The 15827-nt window shown below is 71.4% G+C and carries 15 protein-coding genes; 13 read left to right on the top strand and 2 right to left on the bottom strand.

All coding sequences use genetic code 11. The annotated features are described in order from the left end of the window. Positions 1-143: 143 nt before the first annotated feature. From ABZ893_RS04315 to ABZ893_RS04300, 4 genes are all read left to right on the top strand, one after another. Entirely contained in the window at positions 144-920 is a 777-nt protein-coding gene (locus ABZ893_RS04315) for an IclR family transcriptional regulator (protein WP_361396527.1), read from the top strand. Positions 921-1123: 203 nt separating this feature from the next. Then, positions 1124-2779, top strand: coding sequence for an OPT/YSL family transporter (locus ABZ893_RS04310; protein ID WP_361396524.1), 1656 nt, complete (start codon positions 1124-1126; stop codon positions 2777-2779). A gap of 64 nt (positions 2780-2843) precedes the next feature. Then, positions 2844-3908, top strand: a complete 1065-nt coding sequence (locus ABZ893_RS04305) for a hypothetical protein (protein WP_361396521.1) — start codon at positions 2844-2846, stop codon at positions 3906-3908. Positions 3909-4111: 203 nt separating this feature from the next. Next, positions 4112-5386 carry an alpha/beta fold hydrolase gene (locus ABZ893_RS04300; RefSeq protein ID WP_361396518.1) on the top strand — a complete coding sequence of 425 codons (1275 nt, stop codon included), beginning with the start codon at positions 4112-4114 and terminating at the stop codon, positions 5384-5386. A 7-nt stretch (positions 5387-5393) separates the two neighbouring features. On the opposite strand, the gene ABZ893_RS04295 is transcribed toward ABZ893_RS04300, so the two are convergent. Beyond that, positions 5394-6398, bottom strand: coding sequence for a Gfo/Idh/MocA family oxidoreductase (locus tag ABZ893_RS04295; protein WP_361396515.1), 1005 nt, complete (start codon positions 6396-6398; stop codon positions 5394-5396). 76 nt (positions 6399-6474) lie between these two features. Between ABZ893_RS04295 and ABZ893_RS04290 the strand changes: the two genes are divergently transcribed. The 6 genes from ABZ893_RS04290 to ABZ893_RS04265 all read left to right on the top strand — a co-directional run bounded on the left by ABZ893_RS04290 (position 6475) and on the right by ABZ893_RS04265 (position 12136). Continuing rightward, complete coding sequence (locus ABZ893_RS04290; protein ID WP_361396511.1) at positions 6475-7263, top strand: GntR family transcriptional regulator; 789 nt, start codon at positions 6475-6477, stop codon at positions 7261-7263. Positions 7264-7368: 105 nt separating this feature from the next. Then, positions 7369-8373 carry a sugar ABC transporter substrate-binding protein gene (locus ABZ893_RS04285; protein WP_361396509.1) on the top strand — a complete coding sequence of 335 codons (1005 nt, stop codon included), beginning with the start codon at positions 7369-7371 and terminating at the stop codon, positions 8371-8373. Then, entirely contained in the window at positions 8370-9425 is a 1056-nt protein-coding gene (locus ABZ893_RS04280) for an ABC transporter permease (RefSeq protein WP_361396506.1), read from the top strand. Before ABZ893_RS04285 ends, ABZ893_RS04280 begins: the two co-directional genes overlap by 4 nt. After that, entirely contained in the window at positions 9392-10204 is an 813-nt protein-coding gene (locus ABZ893_RS04275; RefSeq protein ID WP_361396504.1) for an ATP-binding cassette domain-containing protein, read from the top strand. The genes ABZ893_RS04280 and ABZ893_RS04275 overlap by 34 nt, the downstream gene beginning before the upstream one ends. Before the next feature lie 181 nt (positions 10205-10385). Next, complete coding sequence (locus ABZ893_RS04270) at positions 10386-11558, top strand: ROK family glucokinase (RefSeq protein ID WP_361396501.1); 1173 nt, start codon at positions 10386-10388, stop codon at positions 11556-11558. Beyond that, positions 11558-12136, top strand: coding sequence for a sugar kinase (locus tag ABZ893_RS04265; protein WP_361396497.1), 579 nt, complete (start codon positions 11558-11560; stop codon positions 12134-12136). The genes ABZ893_RS04270 and ABZ893_RS04265 overlap by 1 nt, the downstream gene beginning before the upstream one ends. Before the next feature lie 7 nt (positions 12137-12143). Here the strand turns inward: ABZ893_RS04265 and ABZ893_RS04260 are convergent, their stop codons facing one another. Next, entirely contained in the window at positions 12144-12764 is a 621-nt protein-coding gene (locus tag ABZ893_RS04260) for a hypothetical protein (protein ID WP_361396494.1), read from the bottom strand. Positions 12765-12947: 183 nt separating this feature from the next. Between ABZ893_RS04260 and pcaC the strand changes: the two genes are divergently transcribed. From pcaC to ABZ893_RS04245, 3 genes are all read left to right on the top strand, one after another. After that, positions 12948-14246 carry a 4-carboxymuconolactone decarboxylase gene (gene pcaC, locus ABZ893_RS04255; RefSeq protein WP_361396491.1) on the top strand — a complete coding sequence of 433 codons (1299 nt, stop codon included), beginning with the start codon at positions 12948-12950 and terminating at the stop codon, positions 14244-14246. 53 nt (positions 14247-14299) lie between these two features. After that, complete coding sequence (locus tag ABZ893_RS04250; RefSeq protein ID WP_361396488.1) at positions 14300-14935, top strand: MBL fold metallo-hydrolase; 636 nt, start codon at positions 14300-14302, stop codon at positions 14933-14935. A 110-nt stretch (positions 14936-15045) separates the two neighbouring features. Further along, positions 15046-15825 (top strand): exodeoxyribonuclease III, encoded by a 780-nt coding sequence (locus tag ABZ893_RS04245; protein ID WP_361396486.1) that lies wholly within the window; start codon positions 15046-15048, stop codon positions 15823-15825. Positions 15826-15827: the final 2 nt, after the last annotated feature.

Below are 15827 nucleotides of genomic sequence, written 5' to 3'. Positions count from 1 at the left end.
GTCGTAAAAACCCTTTGATCCAGGTCACAAAAACCCTTGACACCCGCCAGTCGCACGCCCATAGTTCTTGGCCGCTGAGCGCAACGGCGTTGCGCTCAGCGCACCGCACCGAAGCGAGAACCAGGCGTCAGGAGGAACGGGCCATGACCGAAGAGAGCCCGAAGGCCGGTGGACCCGGAGTCCTCCAGGGCGCCGATCGCGCCCTGCTCGCCCTGCTCTCCTTCACCGAGCGGCGCCCCGAGTGGGGCGTCAGCGAGATCGCGCGGGAACACGGCTGGGACAAGGCCGTCGCCCAGCGCGTCCTCACCACGCTCACCGCACGCGCGTTCCTCACCTGCGACAGTACGACACGTCGCTACCGACTGGGTCCCGCCGTCTCCCGGCTCGCCCGCGTCGGCGAGCACAGCGGCGTCCTTCCCTCGCTGGTCCGGCCCATCCTCGCCGGACTGCTGCGCGAGACCGGGGAGAGCGTCGTACTGAACGTGCCGAACGGCAGCGGATACCGTTGCGCCGCCGCCGTCGACGGCACCGGTCCCGTCCGTTACACGGCCATCGTCGGTGCCCTCATCCCCGGCCACGCCGGGGCCTCCGGGCACGCGATCTTCGCCCACTACCCCGAGGCGGAGATCCGGCAGATCTTCGGAGCGACCCCGCTCCAGCGCTTCAACGACCACACCGTCACCGACTTCGACGAGCTGCTCCGCGTCTACCAGGACGTGCGGGACAAGGGCCACAGCCTCAGCCTGGGCGAGTACGACGAGGCGGTGGCCGCCATCTCGGCCCCCGTCTTCCAGGCCGGCACCATCGCCGCCTCACTGACGGTCATCGGCCCCTCACACCGTATCGAGCGCGACGCCGATCAGATCACCGAACTCGTCGTCGAAGGAGCACGCGAGGCCACGGCCGCGTTCGGCCTCTGACGCCCCGCGCCTCCGGACCGGCCACGGAACGGGACCGCTTCCCTCAGCACCCCGTCGCCGTACCGCCCTGTACCTCCGCACCCCTCATAGCCCCCGTCCCGCACCCTCCGCACCGCCCTCCCTCCCCGTCCCCCTCCCGGCGCCGTGTGCCGCCCACGCGCACGCCGCTCGGTCCTGCCTGCCCGCAAAGGGGTGTCCGTCCCGTGTCGCACCACACCTCAGTCACCGCCGCCAACACCGAACCGCCCACCGGGGACGCCCCCGGATCCGGACACCCCCGCGTCCGGGAACCCGTCCTCTTCGTGGTCCTCGCCGCGCTGTCCGTCGTCGGCGCGCTCATCGGCGCCGACCTCGTCGCCAAGCTCGGCATCTCCGCCAACACCTCCGTGGTCGGCGCCCTCATCGCCATGCTGGTCGGCCGCATCCCGATCGCGGGACTGCGCAAGATGCGCTCGGTCCACCGGCAGAACCTCGCCCAGAGCGCCATCTCCGCCGCCACCTTCGCCTCCGCGAACGCGTTGCTGTCGTCCATCGCCGTGCCGTTCGTCTTCGGCCGCAAGGACCTGGTGTGGCCGATGCTGGCGGGCTCGTTCATCGGCCTGCTGATCGACACCTGGGTGCTGTACCGCGCGTTCGGGTCCCGGCTGCTGCCCGCCGACGCGGCCTGGCCGCCCGGCACCGCCGCCGCCGAGACCATCAAGGCCGGTGACAAGGGCGGCAAGCGCGCCCTGATCCTCGGCGCCGGCACCCTCGTCGGACTCGGGGGCACCCTGCTGAGCCTGCCGCTGTCCGCCGCCGGTGTCGCCTTCCTCGGCAACGTCTGGGCGCTCCTGATGTTCGGCGTCGGCCTCGGCCTGCGCGAGTTCAGCCCCACCCTGTTCCACACGGACCTCGGCGCGGGCTTCGTGCCGCACGGCGTGATGGTCGGAGCCGGTGTCGTCGCGCTCGGCCAGGCCATCCGCCTCATCGCCCGCCGCCGCCCCGCCAAGACGAGCACTGCGCAGACGCCCGACGCACCCGCCGACCCCACCACCGCGATCACCGTCGACGAGGCCACGCTGCGCCGCACCCTCATCCGCGGGTACGCCCTGTTCACCGGCGGCGCCGTCGTCCTGGCCGTCGTGGGCGGTCTCGTCAGCGACATGAGCCCGCTCGGCCTCGTCGGCTGGATCCTGTTCGCCGCGTTCGCCGCCCTGGTGCACGAGCTGATCGTCGGCCTCGCCGCGATGCAGTCCGGCTGGTTCCCGTCCTTCGCGGTCACCCTGATCTTCCTCGTCTTCGGCCTGCTCATCGGCATCCCGTCCGTGCCGCTCGCCCTCCTCGTCGGCTACGTCTCCGCCACCGGCCCCGCCTTCGCCGACATGGGCTACGACCTCAAGGCCGGCTGGCTCCTGCGCCGAGACCACCAGCCCTGGGACCCGTACGAGCGCGAGGGCCGCCGCGAGCAGTTCCGCGCCGCGATCATCGGCTTCGCCGCCGCACTCATCGTGGTCGCCGTCCTGTGGCAGTCGTACTTCCGCCAGGGCCTGATCCCGCCCGTCGCCAAGGTGTACGCGGACACGGTCAAGCACGGCCTCGGCGACCCCGGCGTCCTGCGCACCATGCTCCTCTGGGCCATCCCCGGCGCCCTGATCCAGCTGATCGGCGGCCCCCGCCGGCAGATGGGCGTGATGCTCGCGACCGGCCTCCTGATCCTCACCCCGAACGCCTGCTTCCTGGTCCTCGCCGCACTCGCCGTGCGCGTCGTCTACCGCAGGTTCCGCGGCCCCCGCGCGGACGAGGAGCTCAACCTCGTCGGCGCCGGCCTCATCGCGGGCAGCTCCCTCGGCGACTCGGCCCAGATCATCAAGGCCGGCTGACCGCCCCACCCCTCAACACCATCCGCAATTCCCGCAGTACCGCACGTGCAAGGAGAAGCACCCCATGGAGATGTTCAGCCGCCTCGAGCCCCGCGGTGAGTACCTGAGCTTCGAACTCGCCCTCGCCGCCCGCAAGTTGATCGAGCAGGTCATGCTCGTCAAGCCCGGCGAGCACGTCGTCCTCACCGGCGACACCAGCAGCGACCGCCGCGTCATCGAGGCGACCGCGCAGGCCGTCGCCGCCGCCGGTGCCCACCCCGTCGTCGTCTGGTACGAGACGCTGCCCAGCTCCTCGATGGAGCCGCCGCGCCCGGTCGCCGGCGCCATCGCCAACGCCGACGTGTGGATCGAGTTCGCGGTCTCCTACGTCATGCACTCGGACGCCTTCCGCAAGGCCATGGCGAACGGCTGCCGCTACACCAACCTCACCGCGATGGACGTCCACATGCTCGTGGCGACCGTGGGCCGCCCCGACTTCGAGGGCGTCATCCGCCTCGGCAAGGCCCTCGTACGCCTCCTGGAGCAGGCCGACGAGGTGCGCATCACGTCCGCGAACGGCACCGACATCGTCGGCCGCAACGGCGACCGCCCCATCAACCTGCGCGGCAAGCCGGCCGAGAATCCCGGCGAGACCGTCATGCTCTCCGGCCAGATCTCCTGGAACCCGCTGGAGGAGACCCAGGAGGGTGTCCTCGTCTTCGACGGCGCCCTGTGGCCGCCGGACCAGCTCGGCCTGCTGCGCTCCCCGGTGCGCTGCACCGTCGAGAAGGGTGTCGTCACCAAGATCGAGGGCGCCCAGGACGCCGACGTCTTCCGACGGTGGATGGAGTCGTGGGGCGACCCGAACATGTTCCGCATCGCGCACTGGTCGCTCGGCTTCAACCCGGGTGTGCTTGCGCCTACCGGCCGGATCGTCGAGGACGAGCGTGTCTTCGGCTGCGTGGAGCTCGGCATCGGCACGAAGGGTGCGTGGATCGGGGGCGAGCCGTGGGTTGCGGCGGCGCACACGGACGGGTCTGTGCTGGGTCCGTCGATCTTCCTCGACGGGGAGTGTGTTGAGCGGGACGGGGTTTATGTGCACCCTGAACTGGTGGAGATCTGCCGTGAGTTGGGTGTGGCCGGGTACTGATCCGCTGCGCGGGGCGGTCGTTGTTCGGCCGTCCCGCCGTCGTGGCCGGTCGCGCAGTTCCCCGCGCCCCTGAAGGCTTGCGGCTGCGCCGCGCCTTCATCGGGGAAATGCGGCGCGCAGCGCCTGCATTTCAGGGGCGCGGGGAACTGCGCGACCAGCCCCCACCCACCCGCAGCCGAACCGTCGCCCCCAGGAGCCGCCACATGACCAGTTACCGCCACAGCGGACTCGTCTGCACCGACCACACCCTCGACGTCCCCCTCGACCACACCCACCCCGAGGGCCGGACAATCTCCCTGTTCGCCCGCGAGGTCATCGCCGAGGAGAACGAACACCACGACCTGCCAAGGCTGCTCTGGCTCCAGGGCGGCCCCGGCGGCAAGGCCGAGAGGCCCAACGCCGCAGGCGCCTGGCTGCGCCGCGCCCTCAAGGAGTACCGCGTGGTCCTCCTGGACCAACGCGGCACCGGCCGCTCCGCGCCAGCGGACCGCACCACCCTCGCCGCCTCCGGCGACCCCGCAGAACACCTGACCCACTTCCGCGCCGACGCGATCGTGCGCGACGCCGAACTCCTGCGCCGCCACCTTCAGGGCGACCGCCCCTGGACCGTCCTGGGCCAGAGCTTCGGCGGATTCTGCGCCCTCACCTACCTCAGCCACGCGCCCGAGGGCCTCGCCCAGGTGTTCATCACCGGCGGCCTGCCCACCCTCACCGGCCACGCGGACGACGTCTACCGTGCCGCGTACCGCCGTACCCTCGCGCACAACGACCGCTATTTCGCCCGCTATCCCGGCGACCAGCCCATCGCCGACGCCGTCGCCGCGCACCTCGCCGACCACGACGTCCGGCTCCCCGGCGGCGAACGCCTCACCGTCCGCCGCTTCCAGACCATGGGCATCAACTTCGGCACGTCGTCCGGCTTCGACGCGCTCCACTACCTCCTGGAGACGGCCTTCGTCGACGGCGCGCACGGCCCCGCCCTCTCCGACCCGTTCCTGCGCGGCATCGACGCCACCGTCTCCTTCGCCCCGCGCCCCCTCTACGCCGTCCTGCACGAGCCGATCTACGCCCAGGGCGGCCGCGCCACCGACTGGTCGGCGCACCGTATCCGCGACGAGTTCCCGCAGTTCGACGCCGCCGGCACCGGCCCGCTCCGCTTCACCGGCGAGATGATCTACCCCTGGATGTTCGACGAGGACCCGGCACTCGTCCCCCTCAAGGACACCGCCGAACGCCTCGCCCACCGCACCGACTGGCCCGCGCTCTACGACCTGGACCGGCTCGCCGCCAACGAGGTCCCGGTCGTCGCGGCCGTCTACCACGACGACATGTTCGTAGACCGCGAGCAGTCCCTGGAGACGGCCGGCCTCGTACGCGGCCTGCGCACCTGGGTCTCCGAGACCCACGCCCACGACGGCGTGAAGGCCGACCCGGCCGTCCTCGACCGGCTCATGTCGATGGCTCAGGAGAAGAACTGACGGAGGCTCAACGGTCTGCGATCTCCGACATCCGCACCAACCGCCGCTCCCGCCGCGACAGTTCGCACGCCTCCGCGATCCGCAGGGCCTGCAGCGCCTCGCGTCCGTCGCACGGGTTGGCCCGCTCGCCGCGCGCCACATGGACGAACGCGCGCAGCTCCGCCTCGTACGCGGGGGCGAAGCGTTCCAGGAAGCCGGGCCAGGGCCGGTCCGCGGCGGGCGGGCCCTGCGGTTCGGTCGACGCGATGGGCGTGCGGTCGTCGAGCCCGACGACGACCGTGTCCAGCTCGCCCGAGAGCTCCAGCCGCACGTCGTACCCCGCGCCGTTGCAGCGCGTCGCCGTCGCCGTGACCAGCGTGCCGTCGTCAAGCGTGAGGACGGCGGCCGCCGTGTCGACGTCCCCGACCTCGCGGAACATCGCGGGCCCGGCGTCGGACCCGGTCGCGTACACCTCCGTCACCTCGCGCCCGGTCACCCAGCGCAGCATGTCGAAGTCGTGGACCAGGCAGTCCCGGAAGAGCCCGCCCGACAGCGGGAGGTACGCGGCGGGCGGCGGCGCCGGGTCGGCCGTGATGGCCCGTACGGTGTGCAGCCGGCCGAGGCGGCCCGCGCGTACCGCCTCGCGGGCCGCCGTGTAGCCCGCGTCGAAGCGGCGCTGGAAGCCGATCTGGAGCACGGTCCCCGCTCGGTCGACCTCGTCGAGCGCGGCCAGCGTGCCCGCCAGGTCCAGGGCGATCGGCTTCTCGCAGAACACCGGGAGCCCGGCCCGCGCCGCCCGCCCGATCAGCTCGGAGTGCGCCGACGTCGCCGCCGTGATGATCACCGCGTCCACGCCCCAGGCGAAGATCTCGTCCACGGAGGGCGCCGCGGTCGCTCCTATGCGGGCCGCGAGGGCGGTGGCCCGCGCCGGGTCCGCGTCGGTCATCACCAGCTGGCCGACCTCGCGGTGCCGCTCCAGAACCGCCGCGTGAAACGTGCCGATACGACCCGTTCCGATGAGTCCGATGCGCATGGAGTCAACCTGCCGCCCGGGGCACCCCGTGTCAACGATTTGTCCGGACAACCGAACTTCACGACTTCCCGTCAACATGGAGCGGGACTACGCTCGGCGCGTGGCCAAACCAGTAGTCGACCCGACGGTGTATCTGCGGCTCGGCGTCGACCGGAGCAGCCCCGTCCCGCTCTATTTCCAGCTCTCGCAGCAGCTGGAGGCGGCGATCGAGTCCGGGGCGCTGGTACCGGGCAGCCTGCTCGGCAACGAGATCGAGCTCGCCGGCCGGCTCGGCCTGTCCCGGCCCACCGTCCGCCAGGCGATCCAGTCCCTCGTCGACAAGGGCCTCCTCGTCCGCCGCCGAGGCGTCGGCACCCAGATCGTCCACAGCCGGGTCAGACGCCCGGTCGAGCTGAGCAGCCTCTACGACGACCTGGAGGCCGCGGGCCAGAAGCCCGGGACGCGCGTCCTGGACAACGCGCGCGTCCCCGCGCCCGCCGAGGTCGCCGCCGCGCTCGGGGTGGCGGAGGGCGACGAGGTGCACCGGATCGAACGGCTGCGCCTGACCGACGGCGACCCGGTCGCGTACCTCTGCAACCACCTGCCCGTCGGCCTGCTCCCGCTCGACACCGACCGGCTCGAGGCGACGGGTCTGTACCGGCTGATGCGCGGCGCCGGGATAACCCTGCACAGCGCGCGCCAGTCCGTCGGCGCGTGCGCCGCCACGGCACGGGAGGGGGAGCGGCTGGGCGAGCCGGAGGGCGCCCCGCTCCTGACGATGCGCCGCACGACCTTTGACGACACCGGCCGGGCGGTGGAATTCGGGTCGCACACCTACCGGGCGTCCCGCTACTCCTTCGAGTTCCAGCTCCTCGTCAGGCCGTAGGACTCCCGTCGGAGATACTGAAACGTCCGGGGCCCCAGACGTGCCCCCCGGCGCCGGTCAGCCGACGCCGGTGTTCCAGACAGCAGAGCAAAGGGGCATCGCCTCGTGGCACGGTTTCGGAGCTGGGTGAGTATCGCCCTCGCAGGAGTGGTCGGCCTCACCCTCGCCGGGTGCAGCAGCACCGGCGGCAAACGGGCGGAGGACGCCAGGAAGGCGGCCACCGCCCAGGGCAAGGCGGCGGTGGACACCCCGCGCTGGACCGTCGCGATGGTGACCCACTCCGGCGACGGCGACACCTTCTGGGACATCGTCCAGAGCGGCGCCGAGCAGGCCGCCCGCAAGGACAACATCAACTTCCTCTACTCGCACAGCGACGAGGCCCAGCAGCAGGCCCAGCTCGTGGACGCCGCCGTGGACAAGAAGGTCGACGGCATCATCGTCACGCTCGCCAAGCCCGACGCGATGAAGGCCGCCGTCGCCCGCGCCGAGAAGGCCGGCATCCCCGTGGTCACCGTGAACTCGGGCTCCGCGGAGTCCAAGAAGTTCGGCGCGCTCACGCACATCGGCCAGGACGAGACCGTCGCGGGCCAGGCAGTCGGCGAAGAGCTGAACAAGCGCGGCCGCAAGAAGGCCCTGTGCGTCCTGCACGAGCAGGGCAACGTCGGCCACGAGCAGCGCTGCGCCGGCGCCAAGTCGACCTTCAAGGGCCAGATGCAGAACCTGTACGTCGAGGGCACCAACATGCCCGACGTCCAGTCCTCCATCGAGGCCAAGCTCCAGGCCGACAAGTCCATCGACTCCGTCGTCACGCTCGGCGCCCCGTTCGCCGCCACCGCCGCGAAGGCCAAGCAGGACGCGGGCAGCAAGGCCGAGATCGACACGTTCGACCTGAACGAGAAGGTCGCGCAGGGCCTGGAGGACGGCACCCTCGGCTTCGCCGTCGACCAGCAGCCGTACCTCCAGGGGTACGAGGCCGTGGACCTGCTCTGGCTCTACCGCTACAACGCCGACGTGCTCGGCGGCGGCAAGCCCGTGCTCACCGGCCCGCAGATCGTCACCAAGGACCAGGCCGCCAAGCTCGCCGAGTACACGAAGCGGGGGACCCGATGAGCACCGTGGCCCCCGAGGCACCGCAACCACCGGCTACGGACGAACGCCTCCTCAAGACGTCGCCGCTGCGCAAGCTCATGGGCCGGCCCGAGCTCGGCTCGGTCGTCGGCGCGATCGCCGTCTTCCTCTTCTTCGCGATCTTCGCGGACAGCTTCCTGCGCGCGTCAAGCCTCGCCACGGTCCTGTACGCGTCGTCGACGATCGGCATCATGGCCGTCCCCGTGGCCCTGCTGATGATCGGCGGCGAGTTCGACCTCTCCGCGGGCGTCATGGTCACGACGTCCGCGCTCGTCTCGTCGATGTTCAGCTACCAGATGACGGCGAACGTCTGGGTCGGCGTCGGCGTCTCGCTGCTCGTCACGCTCGCCATCGGCGTGTTCAACGGCGTCATGCTCACCCGTACGGACCCGCCGAGCTTCATCATCACCCTCGGCACGTTCCTGATGCTGACCGGCATGAACCTCGGTTTCACCAAGCTGATCAGCGGCACCGTCTCCACCAAGTCGATCTCCGACATGGAGGGCTTCTCCTCCGCCAAGGCGCTCTTCGCCTCGACGCTCACCATCGGCGGCGTCGACTTCAAGATCACCATCCTGTGGTGGCTCGTCCTGATCGTCGTCGCCACCTGGATCCTGCTGCGCACCCGCGTCGGCAACTGGATCTACGCGGTCGGCGGCGGCGAGGACGCGGCCCGCGCGGTCGGCGTCCCGGTCAACAAGACGAAGATCGGCCTCTACATGGGCGTCGCCTTCGGCGCCTGGATCTCGGGCCAGCACCTGCTGTTCTCGTTCGACGTCGTGCAGTCCGGCGAGGGCGTCGGCAACGAGCTGATCTACATCATCGCGGCCGTCATCGGCGGCTGCCTGATCACCGGCGGCTACGGCTCCGCGGTCGGCGCGGCGATCGGCGCCCTGATCTTCGGCATGACCAGCAAGGGCATCGTGTTCGCCGAGTGGAACCCGGACTGGTTCAAGTTCTTCCTCGGGGCGATGCTGCTCCTCGCGACCCTCCTCAACGCATGGGTCCGCAAGCGCGCGGAGGCGACGAAATGACGACACCCCTGGTAGAGCTCGACGGCGTCAGTAAGTACTACGGCAACATCCGCGCCCTGGAGGACGTCTCGCTCGTCGTGAACGCGGGGGAGATCTCCTGCGTCCTCGGTGACAACGGCGCGGGCAAGTCGACGCTCATCAAGATCATCGCCGGCCTGCACCAGCACGACTCCGGCACGTTCCGTGTCGAGGGCGAGGAAACGAAGCTCGGGAGCCCCCGCGAGGCCCTCGACCGGGGCATCGCCACGGTCTACCAGGACCTCGCCGTCGTCCCGCTGATGCCGGTCTGGCGGAACTTCTTCCTCGGCTCCGAGCCGACGAAGGGCTCGGGCCCCTTCAAGCGCATGGACGTCGACCTCATGCGCCGGACCACCCACGCGGAGCTGCTCCGCATGGGCATCGACCTGCGCGACGTCGACCAGCCCATCGGCACGCTCTCGGGCGGCGAACGCCAGTGCGTGGCCATCGCCCGCGCCGTCCACTTCGGCGCCAAGGTCCTCGTACTCGACGAGCCGACGGCCGCACTGGGCGTCAAGCAGTCGGGCGTAGTCCTCAAGTACGTAGCGGCCGCACGTGACGCGGGCCTCGGAGTGGTCCTCATCACCCACAACCCCCACCACGCCTACCTGGTGGCGAACCGCTTCGTCCTCCTCAAACGAGGAGCAATGTCAGGCAGCTACACCCAGGACGAAATCACCCTGGACGAACTGACCCGCCAAATGGCAGGAGGCACAGAACTCGACGCCTTGCGCCACGAACTGGAGGGCAGGCCGTCGTAGGGGTGCCTGTCTTCGAACCGTGGGTTGGCGCCCCGTTAAGGGGCGCGGGGAACTGCGCGACAAGCCCCCACGGCCCGCAGACAAAGGCCCCCGACAGGGGCGCGGGGAACTGCGCACCCAGCCACAACCAACCCGCACACGACCCGAAACCCGCGGAAGCGAACTGGCACAATCAGGGGCGATGACCACTTACCGCGACCTAACCCACCGCGGCTCCGCCAGAGCCACCGTAGCCGCGCGAGAGCGCCGCTCACACCTGACGGCCCCCCGCGTCCCCACCGTCGGCATCGACATCGGCGGCACCAAGGTGATGGCAGGCGTCGTGGACGCCGACGGCAACATCCTGGAGACCCTGCGCACCGAGACGCCGGACAAGTCCAAGAGCCCCAAGGTCGTCGAGGACACGATCACGGAGCTGGTGCTCGACCTCTCCGACCGGCACGACGTGCACGCCGTAGGCATCGGCGCCGCCGGCTGGGTCGACGCGGACCGCAACCGCGTGCTCTTCGCCCCCCACCTGTCCTGGCGCAACGAACCGCTGCGCGACCGCCTCGCCGGCCGCCTCTCCGTCCCCGTGCTCGTCGACAACGACGCGAACACGGCCGCCTGGGCCGAGTGGCGGTTCGGCGCCGGCCGGGGCGAGGACCACCTCGTCATGATCACGCTCGGCACCGGCATCGGCGGCGCGATCCTGGAGGACGGCCGGGTCAAGCGCGGCAAGTACGGCGTGGCCGGCGAGTTCGGCCACATGCAGGTCGTCCCCGGCGGCCACCGCTGCCCGTGCGGCAACCGCGGCTGCTGGGAGCAGTACAGCTCCGGCAACGCGCTCGTGCGCGAGGCCCGCGAGCTCGCCGCCGCGGACTCCCCGGTCGCGTACAACATCATCGAGCGGGTCAACGGCAACGTCCGGGACATCACCGGCCCGCTCATCACCGAGCTGGCCCGCGAGGGCGATGCCATGTGCATCGAGCTGCTCCAGGACATCGGCCAGTGGCTCGGCGTCGGCATCGCGAACCTCGCGGCCGCGCTCGACCCGTCCTGCTTCGTCATCGGCGGCGGCGTCTCCGCGGCCGACGACCTGCTGATCGGCCCGGCCCGTGACGCCTTCAAGCGCCACCTCACCGGCCGCGGCTACCGCCCGGAGGCCCGTATCGCCCGCGCCCAGCTCGGCCCCGAGGCCGGTATGGTCGGCGCCGCGGACCTCGCCCGGCTCGTCGCCCGCCGCTTCCGCAGGGCCAAGCGCCGGCGCGTGGAACGGTACGAGCGCTACGAGCGTTACCACCAGGGCAAGGGCTTCGGCCCCGGCCCGCAAGGCCCGGCGAGCGAAGCCGGCGAGACTCAGGGACCGAAGTAATGACCGTGCCACGCCAGCCCTCGTCCCCCGACGCCGGGCAGCGCCACCCTGAGAGCCGCCGCTCGGTGATACGCCGCCGCGCGCTGACGCTGCTCACGATCGTGCTGCTCATCGGCGTCCCCGCCGGCTATCTGGTGATCTCCGCGAACCAGAGCCGGAACAGCGGCAAGGACAAGGAGGCCAAGTACTCCGCGACCGGCCTCACCATCGACTGGCCGTCCAGGGTCCAGCGCCGCCTGTACCAGGTGCCGATCCCGCTCTCCTCCGCCCAGGGCGTCGCGTACTACGAGACGAACAACATCCACACGAGCCGCCTCTACGTGCGTTTCAGTGTGTCGAACGCGGGCCTGGACACGTTCCTGAAGGAGATGGGCACCAGCTCGTCCAAGCTGGTCAAGGACGACATAACCATCAGCGGGCGGGACCAGAAGGTCGTCGGCTGGAAGTTCGGCGGACCCGGCCCCTACTCGGGCCTCACGTACAAGCAGAAGGACCCGCTGCCGACCCTGGACGTCGTGGTCAACCGCTCCAACCCGGCCCGCCCCTTCGTCTACGTGGTGTCCACGACGACGCCGTGAGGGCCGCTCAGGCCCCGATGAGCTCGCGGGCCTGGGCGACACGGCGGCGGGTGCGGTCCACGTCCGCTTCCGTGTACCGGTGGCCGTGCCGTACCAGTTCCTCGAAGGTGCGCACGGCCGGTTCGCCGATGGTGTCGACCACCCGGAAGACGTTGGTGATCCCGTCGAGCGCGCCGTCGGCGACGTTCGCCCCGAGCGCCTGCGGCCCGAACTGCCGCACCACGCCCGCGCTGAGCAGGACGTAGCGGGACCGGGCGTCCGCGCACAGGCCGATCCGCTCCTCGGCCAGGGACGAACCCGCGGACGAGACCAGGGAAGCCACGTCGCCCGGCCGTGCCCCGCTGGGGTCGAGCGGGGCGTACACCGCGCAGGCCTGGAGCGCGCACAGCCAGGCCGGGGCGAGGCCGCCGTCCTTCGTGTGGAGCTCCGCCAGGTTGTAGTAGACCGAGCCGAGGACCGCCCGGTCCTGGTCGCCGTCCGCCGCCCTGGCCACCTTCACGGCGAAGTGATTGGCCCTCCCGTAATGCCGGAGCGCGAGGCTCCACCGGCCTTGCGCGATCGCGTGGTCACCGCGCCGCATGGCGTCCGTCACCACTCGCCGCTCACCGTCGAGAGACCGCCAGCCCATCCACCGCTCCTCGTCCTGGCGTGCGTGCCGCCTGCCACCACACACCGGGAACGAGGCACCTGAGGACCCCCTTCACACCTCCCCCCTGAACCTGACACAGGGCCACCGTCCGCCCCTCACCAGGCCCTCACTCACGGCCCCCGCCCCAAACCCTCACAGGGCGGGTGGATTAGCGTGGCCCAAGTGAGTGAGACGAAGACACCCGCCCTGCAGTACCGATTCGACGGCCCGGACGACGCCCCCGTGCTCATCCTGGGGCCCTCGCTCGGCACGACCTGGCACATGTGGGACCGGCAGGTTCCGGAGCTCGCCAAGCAGTGGCGAGTGTTCCGGTTCGACCTGCCCGGCCACGGCGGAGCCCCCGCCCACCCGGCCGGTTCCGTCGCCGAACTCGCCGCCCGCCTGCTCGCCACGCTCGACGAGCTCGGCGTCCAGCGCTTCGGCTACGCGGGCTGCTCCCTCGGCGGCGCGATCGGCGCGGAACTGGCCCTGCGCCACCCCCAGCGCGTGGCATCGCTCGCCCTGATCGCCGCCTCGCCCCGCTTCGGCACCGCCGACGAGTTCCGCCAGCGCGGCGTCATCGTCCGCAGCAACGGCCTCGACCCCATCGCCCGCACGTCCCCCGAGCACTGGTTCACCAGCGGCTTCGCCGCCGCCCAGCCCGCCATCACGGACTGGGCAGTGCAGATGGTGCGCACCACAGACCCGGGCTGCTACATCGCGGCCTGCGAGGCGCTCGCGTCCTTCGACATCCGGTCGGAGCTCGGCGCGATCGGCGTGCCCACGCTCGTCCTCGTCGGCTCCGACGACCAGGTGACCGGGCCCGCCCAGGCCCGCACGCTCGTCGCCGGCATACCCGACGCCCGGCTCGCCGTCGTGCCCGCCGCCTCGCACCTCGCCCCGGTCGAGCAGCCGGCCGCCGTCACCGACCTCCTCGTGCGGCACTTCTCCACCGCCTGGCAGCCCGCGTACGAGACCGGGCAGCACGCCGCGATCCCGGCGCCCCCGGTCAAGCCGGTCCTGGCCCCGCCGCCCCCGCCGGTCGCCCCCGTGGCCGAGATCGGCGGTCCGACGGAGTCCCAGCCCGAGGCCGAGGTCCGGGCCGACCGGCACGACATCGGCCTCAAGGTGCGCCGCGAGGTGCTCGGCGACGCGCACGTCGACAAGGCCCTGGCCGCCGCCGACGGCTTCTCCGGCGACTTCCAGGAGTTCCTCACCCGCTACGCGTGGGGCGAGATCTGGAGCCGTCCCGGCCTGGACCGCCGGATGCGCAGCTGTGTGACGCTCACGGCGCTCGTGGCGGGCGGCCACTTCGACGAGCTGGCCTTCCATACCCGGGCCGCCCTGCGCAACGGCCTCACCGCCGACGAGATCAAGGAAGTGCTGCTCCAGGCCGCCGTCTACTGCGGGGTGCCCGCGGCGAACTCGGCGTTCAATGTGGCGCAGGCCGTGATCCGCGAGGAGACCACGCCGCAGGAGTAGTCGTGCGGGTGGGGCGTGCCGCCGGGTGCGCCCCAGGGAGCAGGATGGTTCCCATGAAGCTCACGAAGAAGATCCATGCCTGTGTCCGCCTGGAGAAGGACGGGCGGACGCTCGTCATCGACCCGGGCGGCTTCAGCGAGGAGAACGCGGCCGTCGGCGCGGAGGCCATCCTCGTCACGCACGAGCACGCCGACCACTTCCACGAGGGCCGGCTGCGCGCGGCCCTCGACGCCGACCCGGCCACCGAGATCTGGACCCTGAAGTCCGTCGCCGACAAGATCTCGGCGGCGTTCCCGGGCCGGGTGCACACGGTCGGGCACGGCGACACGTTCGAGGCGGCCGGTTTCGACGTCCAGGTCCACGGCGAGCTGCACGCCGTCATCCACCCGGACATCCCGCGCGTCACGAACGTCGGCTATCTCCTCGACGCAGGCCGCGTCTTCCACCCGGGCGACGCGCTCACCGTCCCCGACCTGCCCGTCGAGACGCTGATGCTGCCCGTGATGGCCCCGTGGAACAAGATCTCCGAGGTCATCGACTACGTACGCGAGGTCCGGCCGCAGCGCGCGTACGACATCCACGACGCGCTCCTGACCGACCTCGCGCGGCCGATCTACGACGGGCAGATCGGGGCGCTCGGCGGCACCGACCACCTGCGCCTGACGCCGGGGGAGTGCGCGTCGCTCTGAGCGCGGAGCCCCGGCTCACGGGCGGGTCGCCGGCGTCGGCCGCCGTGGCCCGCCCGTCTCCCGACGCGGGCCCGGCGGGCGTTGTCGTACCCGCCGGGTAGGTTGTGGTCATGCGGATTGCTACGTGGAACGTGAACTCGATCACCGCCCGGCTCCCGAGGCTCCTCGCCTGGCTGGAGAGCACCGGGACGGACGTGCTGTGCGTCCAGGAGACCAAGTGCACGGCCGAGCAGTTCCCCACGGACGAGCTGCGGGAGCTGGGCTACGAGTCGGCGGTGAACGCGACGGGCCGGTGGAACGGCGTGGCCCTGCTCTCCCGCGTCGGCCTGGAGGACGTCGTCGTCGGCCTGCCCGGCGACCCCGGTTACGAGGGCGCGCCCGAGCCCCGCGCCATCTCCGCGACCTGCGGCGGCGCCCGCGTCTGGTCGGTGTACGTGCCGAACGGCCGCGAGGTGAACCACCCGCACTACGCGTACAAGCTCCAGTGGTTCGAGGCGCTGAAGGCCGCGGTCGCGGGCGACGCGGCGGGCTCCCGCCCCTTCGCCGTGATGGGCGACTACAACGTGGCGCCGACGGACGACGACGTCTGGGACATCTCCCTCTTCGAAGGCGCCACGCACGTCACCCCCGCCGAGCGCGCCGCCCTCGCCTCGCTCCGCGAGACGGGCCTGACCGACGTCGTGCCGCGCCCCCTCAAGTACGACCACCCCTTCACGTACTGGGACTACCGCCAGCTCGGCTTCCCGAAGAACCGCGGTATGCGCATCGACCTCGTCTACGGGAACGAGGCGTTCGCCAAGGCCGTGAAGGATTCGTACGTGGACCGCGAGGAGCGCAAGGGCAAGGGGGCGTCGGACCACGCGCCGGTCGTCGTGGACCTGGACGTCTAGAA

This window comes from Streptomyces sp. NPDC046821 (genome assembly GCF_040645335.1).
Lineage (GTDB): Bacteria > Actinomycetota > Actinomycetes > Streptomycetales > Streptomycetaceae > Streptomyces.
This window is presented reverse-complemented; position numbering and strand designations above follow the sequence as displayed.

What these genes read in the sequence shown, in the direction of transcription:
- ABZ893_RS04315 (WP_361396527.1), top strand. Translation starts at nt 144, where the DNA reads ATGACCGAAGAGAGCCCGAAGGCCGGTGGACCCGGAGTCCTCCAGGGC.
- ABZ893_RS04305 (WP_361396521.1), top strand. Translation starts at nt 2,844, where the DNA reads ATGGAGATGTTCAGCCGCCTCGAGCCCCGCGGTGAGTACCTGAGCTTC.
- ABZ893_RS04300 (WP_361396518.1), top strand. Translation starts at nt 4,112, where the DNA reads ATGACCAGTTACCGCCACAGCGGACTCGTCTGCACCGACCACACCCTC.
- ABZ893_RS04295 (WP_361396515.1), bottom strand. Translation starts at nt 6,398, where the DNA reads ATGCGCATCGGACTCATCGGAACGGGTCGTATCGGCACGTTTCACGCG.
- ABZ893_RS04290 (WP_361396511.1), top strand. Translation starts at nt 6,475, where the DNA reads ATGGAGCGGGACTACGCTCGGCGCGTGGCCAAACCAGTAGTCGACCCG.
- ABZ893_RS04280 (WP_361396506.1), top strand. Translation starts at nt 8,370, where the DNA reads ATGAGCACCGTGGCCCCCGAGGCACCGCAACCACCGGCTACGGACGAA.
- ABZ893_RS04275 (WP_361396504.1), top strand. Translation starts at nt 9,392, where the DNA reads ATGGGTCCGCAAGCGCGCGGAGGCGACGAAATGACGACACCCCTGGTA.
- ABZ893_RS04270 (WP_361396501.1), top strand. Translation starts at nt 10,386, where the DNA reads ATGACCACTTACCGCGACCTAACCCACCGCGGCTCCGCCAGAGCCACC.
- ABZ893_RS04265 (WP_361396497.1), top strand. Translation starts at nt 11,558, where the DNA reads ATGACCGTGCCACGCCAGCCCTCGTCCCCCGACGCCGGGCAGCGCCAC.
- ABZ893_RS04260 (WP_361396494.1), bottom strand. Translation starts at nt 12,764, where the DNA reads ATGGGCTGGCGGTCTCTCGACGGTGAGCGGCGAGTGGTGACGGACGCC.
- ABZ893_RS04250 (WP_361396488.1), top strand. Translation starts at nt 14,300, where the DNA reads ATGAAGCTCACGAAGAAGATCCATGCCTGTGTCCGCCTGGAGAAGGAC.
- ABZ893_RS04245 (WP_361396486.1), top strand. Translation starts at nt 15,046, where the DNA reads ATGCGGATTGCTACGTGGAACGTGAACTCGATCACCGCCCGGCTCCCG.